Consider the following 15,294-nt stretch of genomic DNA (forward strand, 5'->3'; position numbering starts at 1 on the left):
TAATGATTGCAAATCTTTGCGTTTTCGCAACATTTTTTTAAGTTTATTGGGACAGTTAAATTTTAAGGATGCATATGTCGGTTTTGTCGGTATCAAAAATATTGCCGGGTGTAGGGTTTTTGCCATTTTATCAGCGTGCTACTGCTGTGTCTTTAGCGCAGCGGATCAAAGCGGCAAACGATAACCTTGCGCCCGATGTGCGGTTGGAACTTAGCGGTGATGATAGCGTCATTGTTTGGCTGACACGGATTGACAAGCGCAATGCGTTAAGTTTTGCGTTGATGGATAAACTCACTGATTTAGCCCACCTGCTCACCACATGGACGGACGTGCGGGCGGTGATTTTGGCAGGTGAAGGTAAAAGCTTTTCTACCGGCATTGATTTGGCGGATTTAAACAACCCAAAAAACCTAAAACAGGTCGCTTGGGAGCTTATCAAACCGTTTCAAAGTAAATTTCAAAAAGTGTGCCTTGTGTGGCGAGAACTGCCGATGCCTGTCATCAGTATATTGCATGGACATTGCCTTGGCGCAGGACTACAGTTGGCACTGGCGACCGATATTCGTATCGCCACAGCGGATTGCCAATTTGCCATTATGGAAGCCAAATGGGGACTGGTAGCGGATATGGGATTGACCCGGTCTGCGATGGGGGTGCTACGCGCGGACATCGCCAAGGAGTTAGCGATGACGGCACGGATTTTTGATGGGCAGCAGGCCTTTGACTACGGTGTGGTCAGCCATCTAAGCGACACGCCAATGGCAGTTGCGAAGAATTTGGTCACAGAATTAAGTAATCGCTCCCCCGATGCCGTCTTGGCGAGCAAACGCATCATCAATGCCATGTATCACACGCCTGCAACAACCTTGTATCAAGAAAAACTGTGGCAAATCAAATTACTGCTGGGACAAAACCGCAAGCTTGCCGTCAAAAAAGCCAAGGATGAAACCGTCAAATTTATTGGGCGTCAATTTAACTAATTTAACCCATGGCTTAATTGACCTTGGTGAGTGCCATCATGCTAAGACCCCTGTTCAAACGTCGTCTTATTTTTTTAGCCAGCCTATTTTTGGTAGCTATGGCGATTTTGTTTTTTATCGCCTGGTGGGGTCGTCTGCCTGCCAACACGGGCAAATCCAGCACCTATCAAACCGCTGTCATTACCAAAGACCATCAAAAAACGGTGGCAACCGATATGCCACCTGATGAGCCCTCCAGCCGTTTTCGCCAATTTGGCTCGCAAAGCATGGCCGATGGCATCGCAGAGTTGGTTAAAAGCAATCCACAAAAAACGGGCGTTTATCCCTTGCCAGATGGCATGGATGCGTTTGCCGCTCGTATGCTGCTCATTAGCACCGCAGAGAAAACGCTAGATGTGCAGTACTATATTTGGAATAACGACATCACTGGCAATCTGATGTTTCAAGCCATCAAAGAAGCGGCAGAGCGCGGTGTGCGCGTGCGATTGTTAATAGATGACAACAATACCCGTGGTCTCGACCCAACGCTGTGGGTACTCAATGAACACCCCAATATTGAAGTGAGATTGATGAACCGCAATCGTTTTCGCTCGTGGCGCTGGCTAGGGTTTGTGGGCGATTTTGAGCGGCTCAATCATCGTATGCACAATAAATCCATCACCGCCGATAGCCAAATCACCATCACGGGCGGGCGCAATATCGGGGATGAGTATTTTTCTTTAAACCAAGAGATGGTATTTTCTGACCTAGATGTGCTGATGGTTGGGCATATTGTGCCGCAGATGTCACAAGCATTTGACCAATATTGGAACCATAAACTGGCTTTTCCTATCACCGATTTGGTCAAAAAACCTGAGCCATCTGCCCTAAACCAAGTGTTCACCCCAAAAACCCAAAAAGCTGATAAACCCGCATCACAACAACTCGACCCAGTGCTAAAGCTGAAAAACGACTATCTAAAGCGCTTGGTGGCAATCGACTTCGTCAACCAAATCAAAAAACAAAAATTGCCGCTCTACTGGGCAAGCGTCCAGCTATTGACGGACAATCCTGACAAACTGGGTAGCAAAGCCAATACCCAAGGGTTAGACATCAACCAAAGCTTAGGTAAAATCAGCCGTGAACTCAATTTAATCTCTGCGTATTTTGTGCCCACGGAGCAAGGCAAAGACTATTTTATCAACCTTGCAAAAAAAGGCGTAGCGGTGAATATTTTGACCAATGCCATGAGCGCTACCGATGTCAAGCTGGTGCATTCTGGCTATGCCAAACACCGCAAAGACTTACTCAAAGCTGGGGTCAAGCTATATGAACTAAAGCCCAATGCCATCAAAGACAATCTGCGTGATTCATACTTGACGGGAAGCTCTGCCACCAGCTTGCATGCCAAAACGTTTGAAAGCGATGGTGAAAAGGTGTATATCGGCTCGTTCAACTTTGATCCGCGTTCAGCCTTGACCAATACCGAACTTGGCGTTGCCATCGCCCACCCTATACTTGCCAACAAAATCCGCAATGAATTTTTGCAAGCCTTGCCAACAACCAGCTACACCTTGTCGCTCAAAGATGACAATATTCAGTGGTCAACGCTCGAGAACGGTCAAATCGTCACCTATGATGAAGAGCCACAAACCAAGCCTTGGCAGCGTACATTAGTATGGATGCTATCGCACCTGCCGCTTGAAAAATTTTTATAAGCTGTCATTATTATGAACTGTAGCGTTAGCCAATGTGCTTAGCGCAATTGGCTATCCTTACTACCACGGCGATTAAATAGCTCAACTTTTTGCTGATGCTGTTCTAGCGATTGTTGACAACGCACGCACAAGTGCACCCCAGGCATCGCAAGACGCCGTGCTTCAGGGATTGGGGCATCGCACTCCTCACAATGAGTTAGACTCTCACCCTGTGGCAATGCCCGTTTTGCCCGTTCAATCGCATCATTAATAGTCGCTTCAATTTGCTCGTTTTCTGCGCCATCCGCAGCCCAACCACTTGCCATATTTTTCCTTAGATTTTAATAGGTTAACCATAATAATATGGTAGTGGTTTTATCAAATTTCAATAGCGTATTAACGCCGTCATCGCGCCATTTTATTGTGGCTGTAAATCAATCACCTGACCTTTGATACCTGCCGCTTCATCACTCATCAAGGCAACATACGCACTCATCAAGTCTTCGGGCGCAAGCAAGGTGTTGGGGTTTTCGCTCGGATAGGCAGCAGCCCGCATTTGGGTACGCGTGGCACCGGGATTGATGCAGTTAAAGCGCAGGGTGGTGGTTTTTTGGGTTTCTTGGGTGAAAATATCGCTCATCCCCTCTACCGCCAATTTTGACAGCGCATACGCCCCCCAAAACGCGCGTGGACGGCTGCCGACACTACTAGAGGTAAACACCACTGAGCCACTTTGCGCAGATTTGAGTAGCGGTAGCAAAGCTTGGGTAAGGGTAAAGGTGGCATTAAAATTGACTTTCATCACTTGCTCAAAAATAATCGGGTCATACATTTCAAGTGGGGTCAATACACCGAGCAACCCTGCATTGTGTAAAACACCGTCTAAATGCCCGACTTCACGCTCAATCAAAATCGCCAATTGCTGCATTTCTGTGTAGCTTGCGCTCTCTAGATTCATCAGTAACATGGCAGGCTGTGCACCGCCTTCTGCTTCAATTAGGTCATATACAGCTTCAAGCTTGCTCGCGGTTTTGCCGAGTAGTAGCACGGTCGCGCCATATTTTGCATAGCTTAGCGCTGCTGCTTTACCGATGCCATCACCTGCCCCTGTGACCAAAATATTTTTACCTTTTAGACAATCGGCAGGTGGGATAAAGTTACGGATATCATCATGGGTTGCTAAAGTCATAGTTTCCTCAAAATTTTTCTCAAAAGCTCGCTAAAAAATTCCCTAAAAATCGGGCAAATTGTTAACACCTTGTCTATGCATCAAGCGCCTAGTTGCTTGTTTAAGTGTCCGCTAAAGCATCCGTCCAATCGCCCAGCAAAGCGGTCAATTCAGCGACGCTATGGATTATGTTATCTGCACCCCAACTGCCCAAATCCGCTTGGTCTTCAGGGGGAATGTAGCCATAAGCTGCCAAAATCGTGCGCATATTCGCCGCATTGCCCGCTTGAATGTCACGGATATGGTCACCGACATACACACAATTTTCAGGCTGTAGCTGACGCCCGAGTTGTTCGTTCAACCGCGCTACTGCCAAATACATGGGCTCTGGGTCAGGTTTGGTATGTTTGACATCATCAGGGCATACCAGTACCGCACAGCGCTCAGTTAGCTCAAGTTTCTCTAACAAATTTTCCGCCAAATAACGCGGCTTATTGGTGACAATGCCCCATACAATACCACGTGATTCCAAGTTTTTTAGCAGCGAATCAAGCCCATCAAACAAGCGGCTATCGACACAGATATCGGCCTCATAGGTGTCCAAAAACTCTTGCCGATAAGCCAACAAGGTTGGGTCATCCTCAGTCACATCGGCAAGCTCGCCAAACATTAGCTTGACCATCGCTCTGGCGCCTGCAGAAACTTGCTCGCGAATGGCGGTATCACTGGGCGCTGGGTGCTGGTGTTTGGCGCACATCACCTTAATAATCCGGATAAAATCAGGTGCCGTATCAATCAAGGTACCATCAAGGTCAAACAATACGGCTTGGCATTTTTCAGTCATTTTTTGCTCAAATCAACGATTAATATTTAGGTAAAGCCAACTACTGAGGCTTATATACCGCCATCATGTAGTTAACGTCAACATTTTGTGCCAGCCAATAGTGCTTGATAAGTGGATTGTAATGTAAGCCAATTAAATCTTGACGTTTGCAGCCTGCACGCTGGGCAAAGCGATCTAGCTCGGCTGGGGTGATGAATTTTTCATAATCATGTGTGCCGCGTGGCAACAAGCGTAATAAGTATTCAGCGCCAATCACCGCAAACAGGTAGGATTTTGGGTTGCGATTGATGGTCGATAGTACCAATACGCCATTGGGTTTGAGCAGGGTAAAACAAGCATTGATAATGGACTGTGGGTCTGGCACGTGCTCGAGCATTTCCATACAAGTCACCACATCAAACTCACCAGCGTGCGCTTTGGCAAAATCTTCTACAGCAACACAAGCAAAATCAATCGCTTGGCTAGTTTGCTCGGCATGGATTTGTGCTGCCTTGATGTTGGCTTCTCCCAAATCAATACCCGTCACCGTGGCGCCTCGCACTGCCATGCTATGCGACAAAATACCACCACCACAGCCGACATCTAACACTTTTTTGCCTGTTAAGCCTGATTGCTGGCGGGCGATGGTTTGCTGTTCAATCCAGTTTAAGCGTAGCGGATTGATTTGGTGCAGTGTGGCAAACGCACCTGATTTGTCCCACCATTCATTGGCAAGGTCGGTGAATTTTTGTACTTCTTGTAAGTCGACGTTTTGCTGTAGATTCGGTTGTGTCATGATGATAGTTCCGTTTGATTTTTACTTCGCTATTTTTTTAATTCGATACTTTTTACTTTAATAGCGTTACTTCAATAGCGTGTTATCGCGTTTTTTGAAATGCGGTTGCTTGCTAACCACAATTGCCATCAAAAATAGCCTTATTCTAACAGTTTTTAGCCCATTCGCTGTAGAATTTATGTGGCAGGCTGATAGCGTAAAATTGTAGAATAAATTTGTAGGGTAAAGTAGCTTATTGCTGCATAATCTCATAACCTTCCAACTTTAAATATGACTGATAAATTAAACTTAAAAAAGTATGCTTTTTTATTTAGAAAATTTAATTAACATATTGCTTATTTTTTTCACCAGTGTAGTTTTTTTTAGTTTACAAAGTATTACACTTAGGCACGTCCTTAATTTATGATAGTATAACGCGCAGGTATTTTCGTATTTTGAGCCCTGCTAGCAAGCGATTTTCTATAACATACTATAAGATATGAGCCGTGCTAGACCCTATGATTTGACTGTTAATGAGGCAACCATGAAAAAATTAGCAATGACCGCAATCGCCGCTGCAATCGGCTTGACCAGTTTATCAACCCAAGCTGCAGATTTTGTAGCGGGTCAAGACTATAAGGTGCTTGCAAACCCAGAGAAAATTGAAGGCAATAAAATCATTGTTCGTGAATTTTTTTGGTATGGTTGCCCTCACTGCTACAAATTAGAACCTTACATGGCACAGTGGTCAAAAAAATTGCCAGCTGATGTGGTGTTTATGCAGACGCCAGCTGCGATGAACCCTGTGTGGGAACAAAACGCGCGCGGTTTTTATGCCGCACAGTTATTAGGTTATCAAGGCAAAACCCACCAAGCGATGTTTGACGCCATTCAAAAAGACCGCCAAAAATTGTTTGACCAAGCCTCTATCGGTCAATGGTACGCATCAAAAGGCGTGGATATCAATAAATTTAACAGCATGTACAATTCTTTTGCGGTGAATACCCGTATCGCGCGTTCAAAAGATGCGGCGCAGCGCTTCCAACTGTCAGGGGTGCCTGCGGTTGTCGTTGATGGCAAATACGTTGTGGAGGGTGAGGATGGTAAAGTGCCACAAGTAGTTAACTATCTCATCAATAAAGCCCGTGCTGAGCGTGGTGGTAAATAATCCGACAGCCATTTGCTGAAGATTAATAGTTTTAGCCCAGATGGTTTTAGCTTAAATAGTAAAAAGCCGTTTCAATGAATTAACGTTGAAACGGCTTTTTTATGGTAGTTAATAAAACCTAGTGGTCGGCTGGCGTGCCGCCTTGTGCCACAATCCAATTTTCTAGCTGTTTGGTTTTTTCATCCAATAGCATTTTATCACCGCTTGCTTCGACATTGAGACGAATCAGTGGCTCAGTGTTGGAAGCGCGGACATTAAAGCGCCAGCGTGGAAAATTGACCGACAAGCCATCGAGTTTATCAAAGGTCGCCGTTTGGCTATCAAATTGTGGGTAGCTATCTTCAAGTTTTGCCAACACCGCAGGCGCAGTGATACCGTCTAATTTAAAGTTAATCTCACCTGAGATAGGAAAAGCGGCAATCATCTCATCAACCAGTTGCGACAGTTTTTTTGGCGCCTCTGTTTTACCTGATTTTGATAGCAGCTCAATCACCAATAACCAAGGAATCATGCCACTATCGCAGTAGTTAAAATCGCGAAAATAATGATGCGCAGACATCTCACCGCCATACACTGCGTTGTTTTCACGCATGACTTGTTTGATAAAAGAATGCCCTGACTTACTGATGGTCGCTTTGCCACCGGCCGCCGCGATGACGCTTTCGGTATTTAAGATATTGCGCGGGTCATAGACAATCGCCTCGGCAGGATTTTTATCCAAGAAAGCTTTGGCAAGCACCCCCACTACATAAGTGCCTTCCAAGAATCGAGCGTTTTCATCAAAGAAAAAACAGCGGTCAAAATCGCCATCAAACGCTATCGCTAAGTCCGCTTTCTCCGCCAACAGCTTGTCTGCTGTCACTTTACGGTTGGCAATAATCATGGGATTGGGAATACCATTGGGAAAACTGCCATCGGGCGCATGATTGATTTTGACAAAATTAATAGGCGCGTTGGCAGCTTGTAGACGCTGCTCAAGCAAATCAATCGTTGGCGCAGCACTACCGTTGCCACAGTTGACGACCACTGTCAAAGGTCGTAACGCGTTAACGTCAATATAGCTTATCAGGTGGTCGATATAGGCGGTTTTGTCTGCTTTTAACTGATACTCGCCTTTACTGGCTGCCGCTTTGAACGCGCCTTTTTCTGCGATTTGTTGAATGTCTGCCAAGCCGGTATCCGCGCTAATGGGTTTTGACTGTTCACGCACCAATTTTAGCCCGTTATAATTAATGGGGTTGTGACTGGCGGTCACTTCAATACCGCCAATCGCGCCATAGTGGCTGGTGGCAAAATACACTTCTTCAGTGCCTGTCATGCCCAAATCAATCACATCGATGCCTGCATCTAATATACCTTGTATGGTGGCTTTTTTCAGGGCTTCACTACTGGGGCGAATGTCACAGCCAATCACAATCGCTGATTTTTGCTGATTTGATAGCGGTGCACTTAAAAATTGGGCGAAAGCACGTCCGATACGGTAGGCGATGTCCTCGTCAAGATTTTTACCGAGTTCGCCGCGGATGTCATAGGCTTTAAAAGACGAAATTGTGATGGGAGAAAAATCATTCATATACGTGGCTCATGGGATTAAGAATTAAGAATGTCATTCAATTAACTGTTAATTATTCACAATCAGTTATTCACTGGCAATGATCAGCTATCACCAAACACATCGCGGCTATACACTTTTGCCTCGACGTGCGCTAATTCGGGATGTAATCGGTTCGCGACAATCACATCGCTCGTTTCCAAAAAACTCGCTAAATCATTGACTACGGGACAATCCATAAACTGCGGTGACGACAGACTGGGCTCATAGATTTGTACATCAATGGCATGTTGTTTGAGCAGTTCAATAATGTCCAAAATTGCAGAATCTCTAAAGTTATCGGCATCTTTTTTCATGCTCAAGCGGTACACACCCACGGTATTAGGCTGCTTGGCGATAATTTGACGGGCAACAAAGCGTTTGCGGGTATTGTTGGCATCCACCACCGCATGAATCACATTGGCAGGAATCCCTTCATAATTGGCTTTGAGCTGTTGAGTATCTTTGGGTAGACAATAGCCACCATACCCAAATGATGGGTTGTTGTAATGCATGCCAATCCGCGGGTCTAAGCTCACACCGGTGATAATCGACTCACTATCAAGCCCCATGCTTTCGGCAAAGCTATCTAACTCGTTAAAAAATGCAATGCGTGTGGCAAGGTAGCTATTGGCAAATAGTTTGACCGCCTCCGCCTCGGTGGGCGGCATGATTTGGCTTGGCGTGTCGGTTTGTTCGCTGGCAGTTTGGTATTGGGTGATTAATTGGTGACAAACATCTTGCAGCGCTGGCACATGGTTTATATCACAGCCAACGATAATACGTGATGGATGAAGATTGTCATATAACGCTTTGCCTTCCCGCAAAAACTCCGGCATAAATAAGATACGCGTATCAAATTTTGCCTGCATGTCACGGGTAAATCCAATCGGCACAGTCGATTTGATCACAATCGGTACTTGTGCGTTGTGAGCGCGTACGGTTTGGATACTGGCCTCTACCGATGAGGTATCGAATTTGCCAGTGGCGACATCGTAGTTGGTCGGTGTGGCAATAATCACCAAATCTGCGGCTGAAAAATCCGCCTCACTCACCAACTGCGCCGCTAAATTCAGTGACTGGGTTGCCAAGAACTGCGCAATCAACGCATCGTCAATCGGCGACGCTTGCTGTTGTAATTGGGCAATCTTTTGGGCGTCGATATCGACCAAGGTGACTTGGTTAGCAAGTTTGGGCTGGGCTAAAAGTACCGCATTGGACAGACCGACATAGCCTGCCCCAATGACAAAGATAGTTGTAATCATGGGTGATGGAACCTTACAAATCGCAGCAAAAATTAGCGAAACCGTCGCGTATTTTTAGCCTTGATATCTCTTTTATTTTTAAATTAGGTAAGTTTTTGCCAATATCACTATAGTTTGACAAAATGGCATAGCAATGACAACGATTATTTTGCAGCCTCTGTGTTTTAGGTATTTGTATTTAAAGCCTCTGTATTTTAGGCATCTAGACTGTCAAGGCAAATACTTACCAATGGACTTAGATTGCCATGTCAAATGCGCTAAAATAGCTAGGTCAATTATATTGTGAATTTTTCATCATTTACTATCAATCACCCTTTAGAGATAACGATGCAACCAACTTCCAATTTTGCCGACCTCATTGCCTTAATGGCACGACTGCGCCAAGACTGCCCTTGGGATAAAAAACAAACCAACGATAGCCTCATTCCCTACGCCCTAGAAGAAACCTATGAGCTTGTCGAAGCCATACAATCAGGCGACATTGACGACATTAAGGGTGAGCTTGGCGATGTGCTGCTACAAGTGGTTTTTCACGCTTGTTTATACCAAGAGCAGCAGCAGTTTGATATCAGTGAGGTGATTTTCACCTTACAACAAAAACTCATTCGCCGTCACCCGCATGTGTTCGACAAAGAAAATCTGAAAACCGATGAAGATGTCAAAAAACGCTGGGATGAAATCAAAGCCTTGGAAAATGCCGAAAAAGCCAAACAGGGTAAACTGGCAAACCATCGCCGCACCCTTGATGCGGTCAAGGCAGGCTCAGCTTTGATGCAAGCGCAAGAACTACAAAAAACTGCCAATAAAGTCGGTTTTGATTGGGATGTGGTGTCGGGTGCGGTGGACAAATTGGATGAAGAAGTGGCAGAGCTCAAAGAAATCTTACCAATCGATGGTCAAAAACCGACACCTGCGCAAAAAGCGCTGCTAGAAAAAGAACTGGGGGATTGTTTTTTTGCCCTAGTCAACATTGCCCGCAAACTGGGCATTGATAGCGAAAAAGCGACTTTGACCACCGTGCATAAATTTCGCTCTCGTTTTGGCTTTATTGAAGATGAGCTCGCTAAAATCGGTAAAACCCCTGAAACTGCTAGCTTAGAGGAAATGGATAACTTGTGGGATTTGGCAAAACAGCATGAAAAATTTGTATAAGGGATTTGAGCACGGGCTATGTTTTAGGTTTTAGGTTTTAGGTTTTAGGGCCTAGTGTTATTGACAGCTAATACCCTGTTTACAAGCCGTGTACATTTTTTTGCTAAAACAGTTTTTTAGCTAAGTTTGTGCTAAGTTTGGCTTTTTTATTGCCCAAGATTGATTGTTACAGAGGCGTTGGCAAGGTATACTGAGTCAAAAGGGATTTGACCGTTAAAGCAATGATTTTTCGATTATTAGTTGGCTCGATTTTTGCCATTTTAGTTCTAGCCATTTTAGTTCTAAGTATATGGGCAATGCCCGCACAGGCGCAAGTATGTACCCCAACCTTGACGCCCGAGCAGGCTTTTTTGGCAGTGACAAATTTGACTGGGACTAACGGTGGCACCACAAAACCCTCTGCAAATGTCCTTGCCAATTCGCCCAAAGTGATTAATATCAATACCGCCAGTGAAGCACAGCTTACACAGCTTGATGGTATCGGCGCCAAAAAAGCCCAGCAAATTATTTTATACCGGCAAATGATAGCGCCGTTTGCCACAGCGGATGACCTAGCCAACGTCAAAGGTATCGGTAAAGCGACTGTCGATAAAAATCGCCACCGCATTACCACCCAATAATGATAGTTCAATAAAGCATTGACAATCATCACAAGCCTATTCTCATCTTTTATATATTCTGTACTAGCAAGCAAACCATCTCATCCTGTAGCGCTCACGTCCTACAGATAATCAATCAGTAGACAATATTTTCGCTCACTGGATTTTTTGTAACCGTGAATTAATATCCCTAGTTAGGCAGAAATTTGGTACACTAACCGCTAATAAATTTCTGCCGTTTTCATGGATTTTGGTTACTATACATGGCAAAAAAAACTCGCAAATCACCTAGCACGGCAACCGCTGCTGGCAATATCCCAACCGATTATATTTTAGATAGACAGTCGGCTCGGCGTGATGCCAAAAAACTGGGCTTAAACAAAGCTGATTTACCCAACTCCATCAAAGAAGTGATTAGCACACTGACGCAGGCGGGTTTTGAAGCCTACATCGTCGGTGGTGGGGTGCGTGATGCCTTGTTAGGCTTAAAGCCCAAAGACTTTGATGCTGTGACCAACGCCACCCCCAACCAAATCAAAGAAGTATTTGGCAAACGCTGCCGCATCATCGGACGGCGTTTTCAGCTGTGTCATGTGTATTCTGGTCGCGATATGATTGAAGTTGCCACCTTTCGCGCGCCGCCTAAGGACAACAATCATCTCACCGAAGACGGCATGATTATGCGTGACAATGTGTGGGGTGATATCTATCAAGATGTGGTGCGCCGCGATTTTAGTATCAATGCCCTGTACTATCAGCCATTTGACGATATCGTTTATGATTTTTGTGGGGGGCTCAAAGATGTTGAAAACCGCACCATCCGTCTGCTCGGAGACACCCAAAAACGGGTGGAAGAAGACCCTGTACGTCTGTTACGTGCCCTGCGTTTTAAAGCAAAATTGCAGTTTGATTTTGACAATGCCTTAAACCAACAATTTAACGCGCAAAACTGGGCATTATTGGCGCAAGTATCCCCTCACCGCTTGTACGATGAAACGCAAAAAATGTTTACAGGCGGCTACTTGGTGCCGATGTTACCGCTGCTATTTGATTATGGTGCGTTTTCCCAGTTGTTGTTTTATCCACCAACAACCGTGACACCACTACTCAACCAAGTCACCATAAATACCGATAGGCGCATAGGTAGTGGTAAAAGCATTAACCCTGCGTTCTTTTATGCGACTATTTTGTGGGAAAACTATCTGTATTTATTGGATAAGTTTAAAAAGAACACACCGTTTAGCGATGCGCAAAACCAAGCCGCCAATAAAGTCTTGGACAAGCAGCGCCAGCACACGGCCATGCCCAAGTTTGCCGAGCAGTTTATTAAAGATATTTGGCTCATGCAGCCAAGACTTGCCCAGCCGCGCAAAAAAAATCTGCAAAAGCTGTTTGAAAACCCGCGTTTTCGCGCTGCCTATGACTTTTTGATGATGCGTGAGCAAGTGGAAGCCAAAAACCAAGCGCTTGCCAAACAACATGGCGTGCCCATTACGCTTGATGATGAAAGTACCAACGGCATGGGACATTGGTGGGCGTGGTTTCAAACCCTAGGTGCCAAACAGCAGCAACAAGCGATTGATGAGTTTGACCTTGAATTGGTGCGTTTGCGCTTTGCGAATATTGTCAATCAAACCAGTTTTGAGGACGACAGTGTTGCTTACCAAACTAGCGATGCAGTGCGTGATAATGAGGCAGACATGGGTAGCGATTTGAGTCATGGAAAGCGCCGCCGCGAACGACGTGGTTTGCCATTGGCAGCAAATAGCCAAATCGAGCATGAACTGCTGCAAGATACCGCGCTATCTAGCAAAGCGCACAAACTAACACAGCAGCAGCAACTTGAAAAAGCCCAGCTGCAGCAGTTATCGCTTGCCAGCCACACCAACTCGGCACCCGCTAAGTCACTTATCGTAGCGCCAATCATAGCGCCAAAAAACCATGACCACCCTTACCAGCCGATAGTTCCTGATTCGGTATCAGCTTATGCTGAGACAAGTGCACGCCCAAATAGTTCACACCCAAATGATTCACACCCAAATAATTCACAACTAAGTCGCTCACGCAAACGCGACAAAGCCTATTTATCGGCAGCCAGTGTACCTGCCAAACGTGCGCGACGCACCCCCAGCTCAAACTGGTCGATTTTGGAGCAACGCCAGCAAGCGGATATCACAACATCTGCTATTGATTTGCGTGGCGAACCTGTCAGCCCAACGCCCGTCAGACAAAGCACCGACAATCAGGCGGTGACTCATACTCATGCCAATACTGATATTGGTACTGACATTCGCACTGACACTGACACCGTCAAGCACTCGGCACCCAATGAATCAATGATTGACAATGGCGTGGTACAGCCAAAGCCAAAGCGAGCGCCACGAACGCGTAAAAAAGCGGTTGCTGATAGCAAAATCTCAGCAGAAGCGGTGACGAAGGACGAGGCACCGGTAGCGCCAAAACGCACCCGCAAACGCGCGGTCAAAATCGACGGTCATCAGCCATGATTACGTGCTATATCGGTTTGGGTGGCAATATCGCAAACGCGCTTGGTACGCCAAGGCAGCATATTGCCAATGCTATTGCGGCGTTTTACGCATCGCCGCACTTTGCCAATGTTACAGCATCATCACTGTATCAATCCAAAGCCTTTGGGGTCACCGACCAGCCCGATTTTTTTAATGCCGTGGTAAAAGTTGATACCGATTTGGCGCCCTTAGCCTTATTGGATTTTTGCCAAAGTTTGGAGAGCGCTGCCAAGCGCACACGTTTGCGCCACTGGGGTGAACGTAGTTTGGATGTCGATGTACTGTTGTATGGCGATGACACAATCAACCATGCACGTTTAACCGTGCCACATGAGGGTTTATTTGCGCGTAATTTTGTGCTGATTCCGATGCTAGAGCTTGACCCGACCCTTATGGTAAATGGGCAAAAATTGGCAGACTTACCGACCAGTCAACAGTGGCAGGGCTTGGAAAAATTGACCGTAGTTTAACCCATATCAGTTAACATAGATTTTTGTAAAAATTAACAAATTATTGGTGCTATGGATTTGAAATCGCAAAAAATTAAACCATTGATAAAGTAACGTTTTTTGTTTTCGCTATTTCTTGTTTTGCCTGTTTCTTTTGCCCTTGCTTCTTTTAGCTTTACTTCTTTTACCCTTGATTCTTTTAACCTTGCTTTTTTAAAGGAAACCGCATGAGCTACGTTAGCAACCTAGAATCTAACCCTGATTCAACAACTGAGTCAACATCTGCCGCAGCGACGACCAAGCCTAAATTACCTGTGACCTTATCCACCTTAAACAAACTCAAAGCCAATGGCGAGACGTTCTCGTGTTTGACATGTTATGACGCCAGTTTTGCAGCAGCTATGCAAGTTGCAGCGATTGATACGATTTTGATTGGCGATAGCCTTGGCATGGTGGTGCAAGGACAAACCTCAACCTTGCCGGTGACCATCGCAGACATGGTGTATCATACCCAAAACGTGACTCGTGCCAACAGTCATGCACTGATTTTATGTGATTTACCTTTTATGAGCGTTGCCACGCTTGAGCGCGCACTCGATGCCAGCCAAGCGGTGATGCAAGCCGGTGCGCATGTGGTCAAAATCGAAGGCGGTGCCGAGCTTGCCGAAATCGTGTCGGTGCTTGCCAACAACGGCGTGCCGACCTGTGTGCATCTAGGCTTGACGCCGCAATCCGTGAATGTGTTTGGTGGCTACAAAGTACAAGGCAAAACCGATGCCCAAGCGGAAAAACTCATGGCTGACTGTCAAGCAGTGGTAGAGGCGGGTGCAGCTATTTTACTGCTCGAATGCGTCCCTGCTGAGCTTGCCAAAAAAGTGCGTGACACTTTCCCCGTGCCAGTGATTGGTATTGGCGCAGGCGTGGAGTGTGATGGTCAAGTGCTGGTCATGCACGATATGCTTGGGGTATATACCCGTAAACCTGCGAAATTTGTCAAAGACTTTTTGACCGACGAGCATAACGAAACCAAAGATATCACCGGAGCGTTTAAAGCCTATCATAAAGCGGTCAAAGACCGTACGTTCCCAACGCCAGCCCATAGTTTTTAGTGATCATAAAG

The 15,294-nt window shown here is 45.8% G+C and carries 14 protein-coding genes; 8 read left to right on the plus strand and 6 right to left on the minus strand.

Annotated elements, in window-relative coordinates; genetic code table 11:
• The first annotated feature begins 74 nt into the window (after positions 1–74).
• Positions 75–980, plus strand: coding sequence for a crotonase/enoyl-CoA hydratase family protein (locus RTS10_RS08620; RefSeq protein ID WP_312539986.1), 906 nt, complete (start codon positions 75–77; stop codon positions 978–980).
• A gap of 38 nt (positions 981–1,018) precedes the next feature.
• Positions 1,019–2,677 (plus strand): phospholipase D family protein, encoded by a 1,659-nt coding sequence (locus RTS10_RS08625; protein ID WP_312539987.1) that lies wholly within the window; start codon positions 1,019–1,021, stop codon positions 2,675–2,677.
• A gap of 38 nt (positions 2,678–2,715) precedes the next feature.
• On the opposite strand, the gene RTS10_RS08630 is transcribed toward RTS10_RS08625, so the two are convergent.
• The 4 genes from RTS10_RS08630 to ubiG form a co-directional block, all read right to left on the minus strand.
• Positions 2,716–2,982, minus strand: coding sequence for a DksA/TraR family C4-type zinc finger protein (locus RTS10_RS08630; protein WP_050325275.1), 267 nt, complete (start codon positions 2,980–2,982; stop codon positions 2,716–2,718).
• A 92-nt stretch (positions 2,983–3,074) separates the two neighbouring features.
• Positions 3,075–3,845, minus strand: a complete 771-nt coding sequence (locus RTS10_RS08635; RefSeq protein WP_062333231.1) for a YciK family oxidoreductase — start codon at positions 3,843–3,845, stop codon at positions 3,075–3,077.
• A gap of 100 nt (positions 3,846–3,945) precedes the next feature.
• Positions 3,946–4,668: an HAD family hydrolase gene (locus tag RTS10_RS08640; protein ID WP_100274291.1), complete on the minus strand. Its 723-nt coding sequence runs from the start codon at positions 4,666–4,668 to the stop codon at positions 3,946–3,948.
• Between the two features lie 40 nt (positions 4,669–4,708).
• The gene (ubiG, locus tag RTS10_RS08645; RefSeq protein ID WP_007116237.1) at positions 4,709–5,443 is read right to left on the minus strand and encodes a bifunctional 2-polyprenyl-6-hydroxyphenol methylase/3-demethylubiquinol 3-O-methyltransferase UbiG; all 735 of its coding nucleotides are present in this window, start codon (positions 5,441–5,443) and stop codon (positions 4,709–4,711) included.
• A 523-nt stretch (positions 5,444–5,966) separates the two neighbouring features.
• Here ubiG and RTS10_RS08650 point away from each other — a divergent pair.
• Positions 5,967–6,590 carry a thiol:disulfide interchange protein DsbA/DsbL gene (locus tag RTS10_RS08650; RefSeq protein WP_040403627.1) on the plus strand — a complete coding sequence of 208 codons (624 nt, stop codon included), beginning with the start codon at positions 5,967–5,969 and terminating at the stop codon, positions 6,588–6,590.
• Positions 6,591–6,708: 118 nt separating this feature from the next.
• Here the strand turns inward: RTS10_RS08650 and RTS10_RS08655 are convergent, their stop codons facing one another.
• Positions 6,709–8,163 (minus strand): phosphohexomutase domain-containing protein, encoded by a 1,455-nt coding sequence (locus tag RTS10_RS08655; RefSeq protein WP_312539988.1) that lies wholly within the window; start codon positions 8,161–8,163, stop codon positions 6,709–6,711.
• A gap of 83 nt (positions 8,164–8,246) precedes the next feature.
• Positions 8,247–9,446: a nucleotide sugar dehydrogenase gene (locus RTS10_RS08660; RefSeq protein ID WP_312539989.1), complete on the minus strand. Its 1,200-nt coding sequence runs from the start codon at positions 9,444–9,446 to the stop codon at positions 8,247–8,249.
• Positions 9,447–9,773: 327 nt separating this feature from the next.
• On the opposite strand from RTS10_RS08660, the gene mazG reads away from it, so the two are divergent.
• The 5 genes from mazG to panB all read left to right on the plus strand — a co-directional run bounded on the left by mazG (position 9,774) and on the right by panB (position 15,283).
• Entirely contained in the window at positions 9,774–10,598 is an 825-nt protein-coding gene (mazG, locus tag RTS10_RS08665; protein ID WP_312539990.1) for a nucleoside triphosphate pyrophosphohydrolase, read from the plus strand.
• Positions 10,599–10,894: 296 nt separating this feature from the next.
• Entirely contained in the window at positions 10,895–11,218 is a 324-nt protein-coding gene (locus RTS10_RS08670; protein ID WP_312539991.1) for a ComEA family DNA-binding protein, read from the plus strand.
• A gap of 242 nt (positions 11,219–11,460) precedes the next feature.
• Entirely contained in the window at positions 11,461–13,704 is a 2,244-nt protein-coding gene (gene pcnB / locus RTS10_RS08675; protein WP_312539993.1) for a polynucleotide adenylyltransferase PcnB, read from the plus strand.
• Positions 13,701–14,195: a 2-amino-4-hydroxy-6-hydroxymethyldihydropteridine diphosphokinase gene (folK, locus tag RTS10_RS08680; protein WP_219331784.1), complete on the plus strand. Its 495-nt coding sequence runs from the start codon at positions 13,701–13,703 to the stop codon at positions 14,193–14,195. The genes pcnB and folK overlap by 4 nt, the downstream gene beginning before the upstream one ends.
• 206 nt (positions 14,196–14,401) lie before the next feature.
• Positions 14,402–15,283: a 3-methyl-2-oxobutanoate hydroxymethyltransferase gene (gene panB, locus RTS10_RS08685; protein ID WP_312539994.1), complete on the plus strand. Its 882-nt coding sequence runs from the start codon at positions 14,402–14,404 to the stop codon at positions 15,281–15,283.
• Positions 15,284–15,294 lie beyond the last annotated feature (11 nt).

This window comes from Moraxella sp. CTOTU47616, from assembly GCF_032017465.1.
Lineage (GTDB): Bacteria > Pseudomonadota > Gammaproteobacteria > Pseudomonadales > Moraxellaceae > Faucicola > Faucicola tetraodonis.

What these genes read in the sequence shown, in the direction of transcription:
- RTS10_RS08620 (WP_312539986.1), top strand. Translation starts at nt 75, where the DNA reads ATGTCGGTTTTGTCGGTATCAAAAATATTGCCGGGTGTAGGGTTTTTG.
- RTS10_RS08625 (WP_312539987.1), top strand. Translation starts at nt 1,019, where the DNA reads ATGCTAAGACCCCTGTTCAAACGTCGTCTTATTTTTTTAGCCAGCCTA.
- RTS10_RS08630 (WP_050325275.1), bottom strand. Translation starts at nt 2,982, where the DNA reads ATGGCAAGTGGTTGGGCTGCGGATGGCGCAGAAAACGAGCAAATTGAA.
- RTS10_RS08635 (WP_062333231.1), bottom strand. Translation starts at nt 3,845, where the DNA reads ATGACTTTAGCAACCCATGATGATATCCGTAACTTTATCCCACCTGCC.
- RTS10_RS08640 (WP_100274291.1), bottom strand. Translation starts at nt 4,668, where the DNA reads ATGACTGAAAAATGCCAAGCCGTATTGTTTGACCTTGATGGTACCTTG.
- ubiG (WP_007116237.1), bottom strand. Translation starts at nt 5,443, where the DNA reads ATGACACAACCGAATCTACAGCAAAACGTCGACTTACAAGAAGTACAA.
- RTS10_RS08650 (WP_040403627.1), top strand. Translation starts at nt 5,967, where the DNA reads ATGAAAAAATTAGCAATGACCGCAATCGCCGCTGCAATCGGCTTGACC.
- RTS10_RS08655 (WP_312539988.1), bottom strand. Translation starts at nt 8,163, where the DNA reads ATGAATGATTTTTCTCCCATCACAATTTCGTCTTTTAAAGCCTATGAC.
- RTS10_RS08660 (WP_312539989.1), bottom strand. Translation starts at nt 9,446, where the DNA reads ATGATTACAACTATCTTTGTCATTGGGGCAGGCTATGTCGGTCTGTCC.
- mazG (WP_312539990.1), top strand. Translation starts at nt 9,774, where the DNA reads ATGCAACCAACTTCCAATTTTGCCGACCTCATTGCCTTAATGGCACGA.
- RTS10_RS08670 (WP_312539991.1), top strand. Translation starts at nt 10,895, where the DNA reads ATGCCCGCACAGGCGCAAGTATGTACCCCAACCTTGACGCCCGAGCAG.
- pcnB (WP_312539993.1), top strand. Translation starts at nt 11,461, where the DNA reads ATGGCAAAAAAAACTCGCAAATCACCTAGCACGGCAACCGCTGCTGGC.
- folK (WP_219331784.1), top strand. Translation starts at nt 13,701, where the DNA reads ATGATTACGTGCTATATCGGTTTGGGTGGCAATATCGCAAACGCGCTT.
- panB (WP_312539994.1), top strand. Translation starts at nt 14,402, where the DNA reads ATGAGCTACGTTAGCAACCTAGAATCTAACCCTGATTCAACAACTGAG.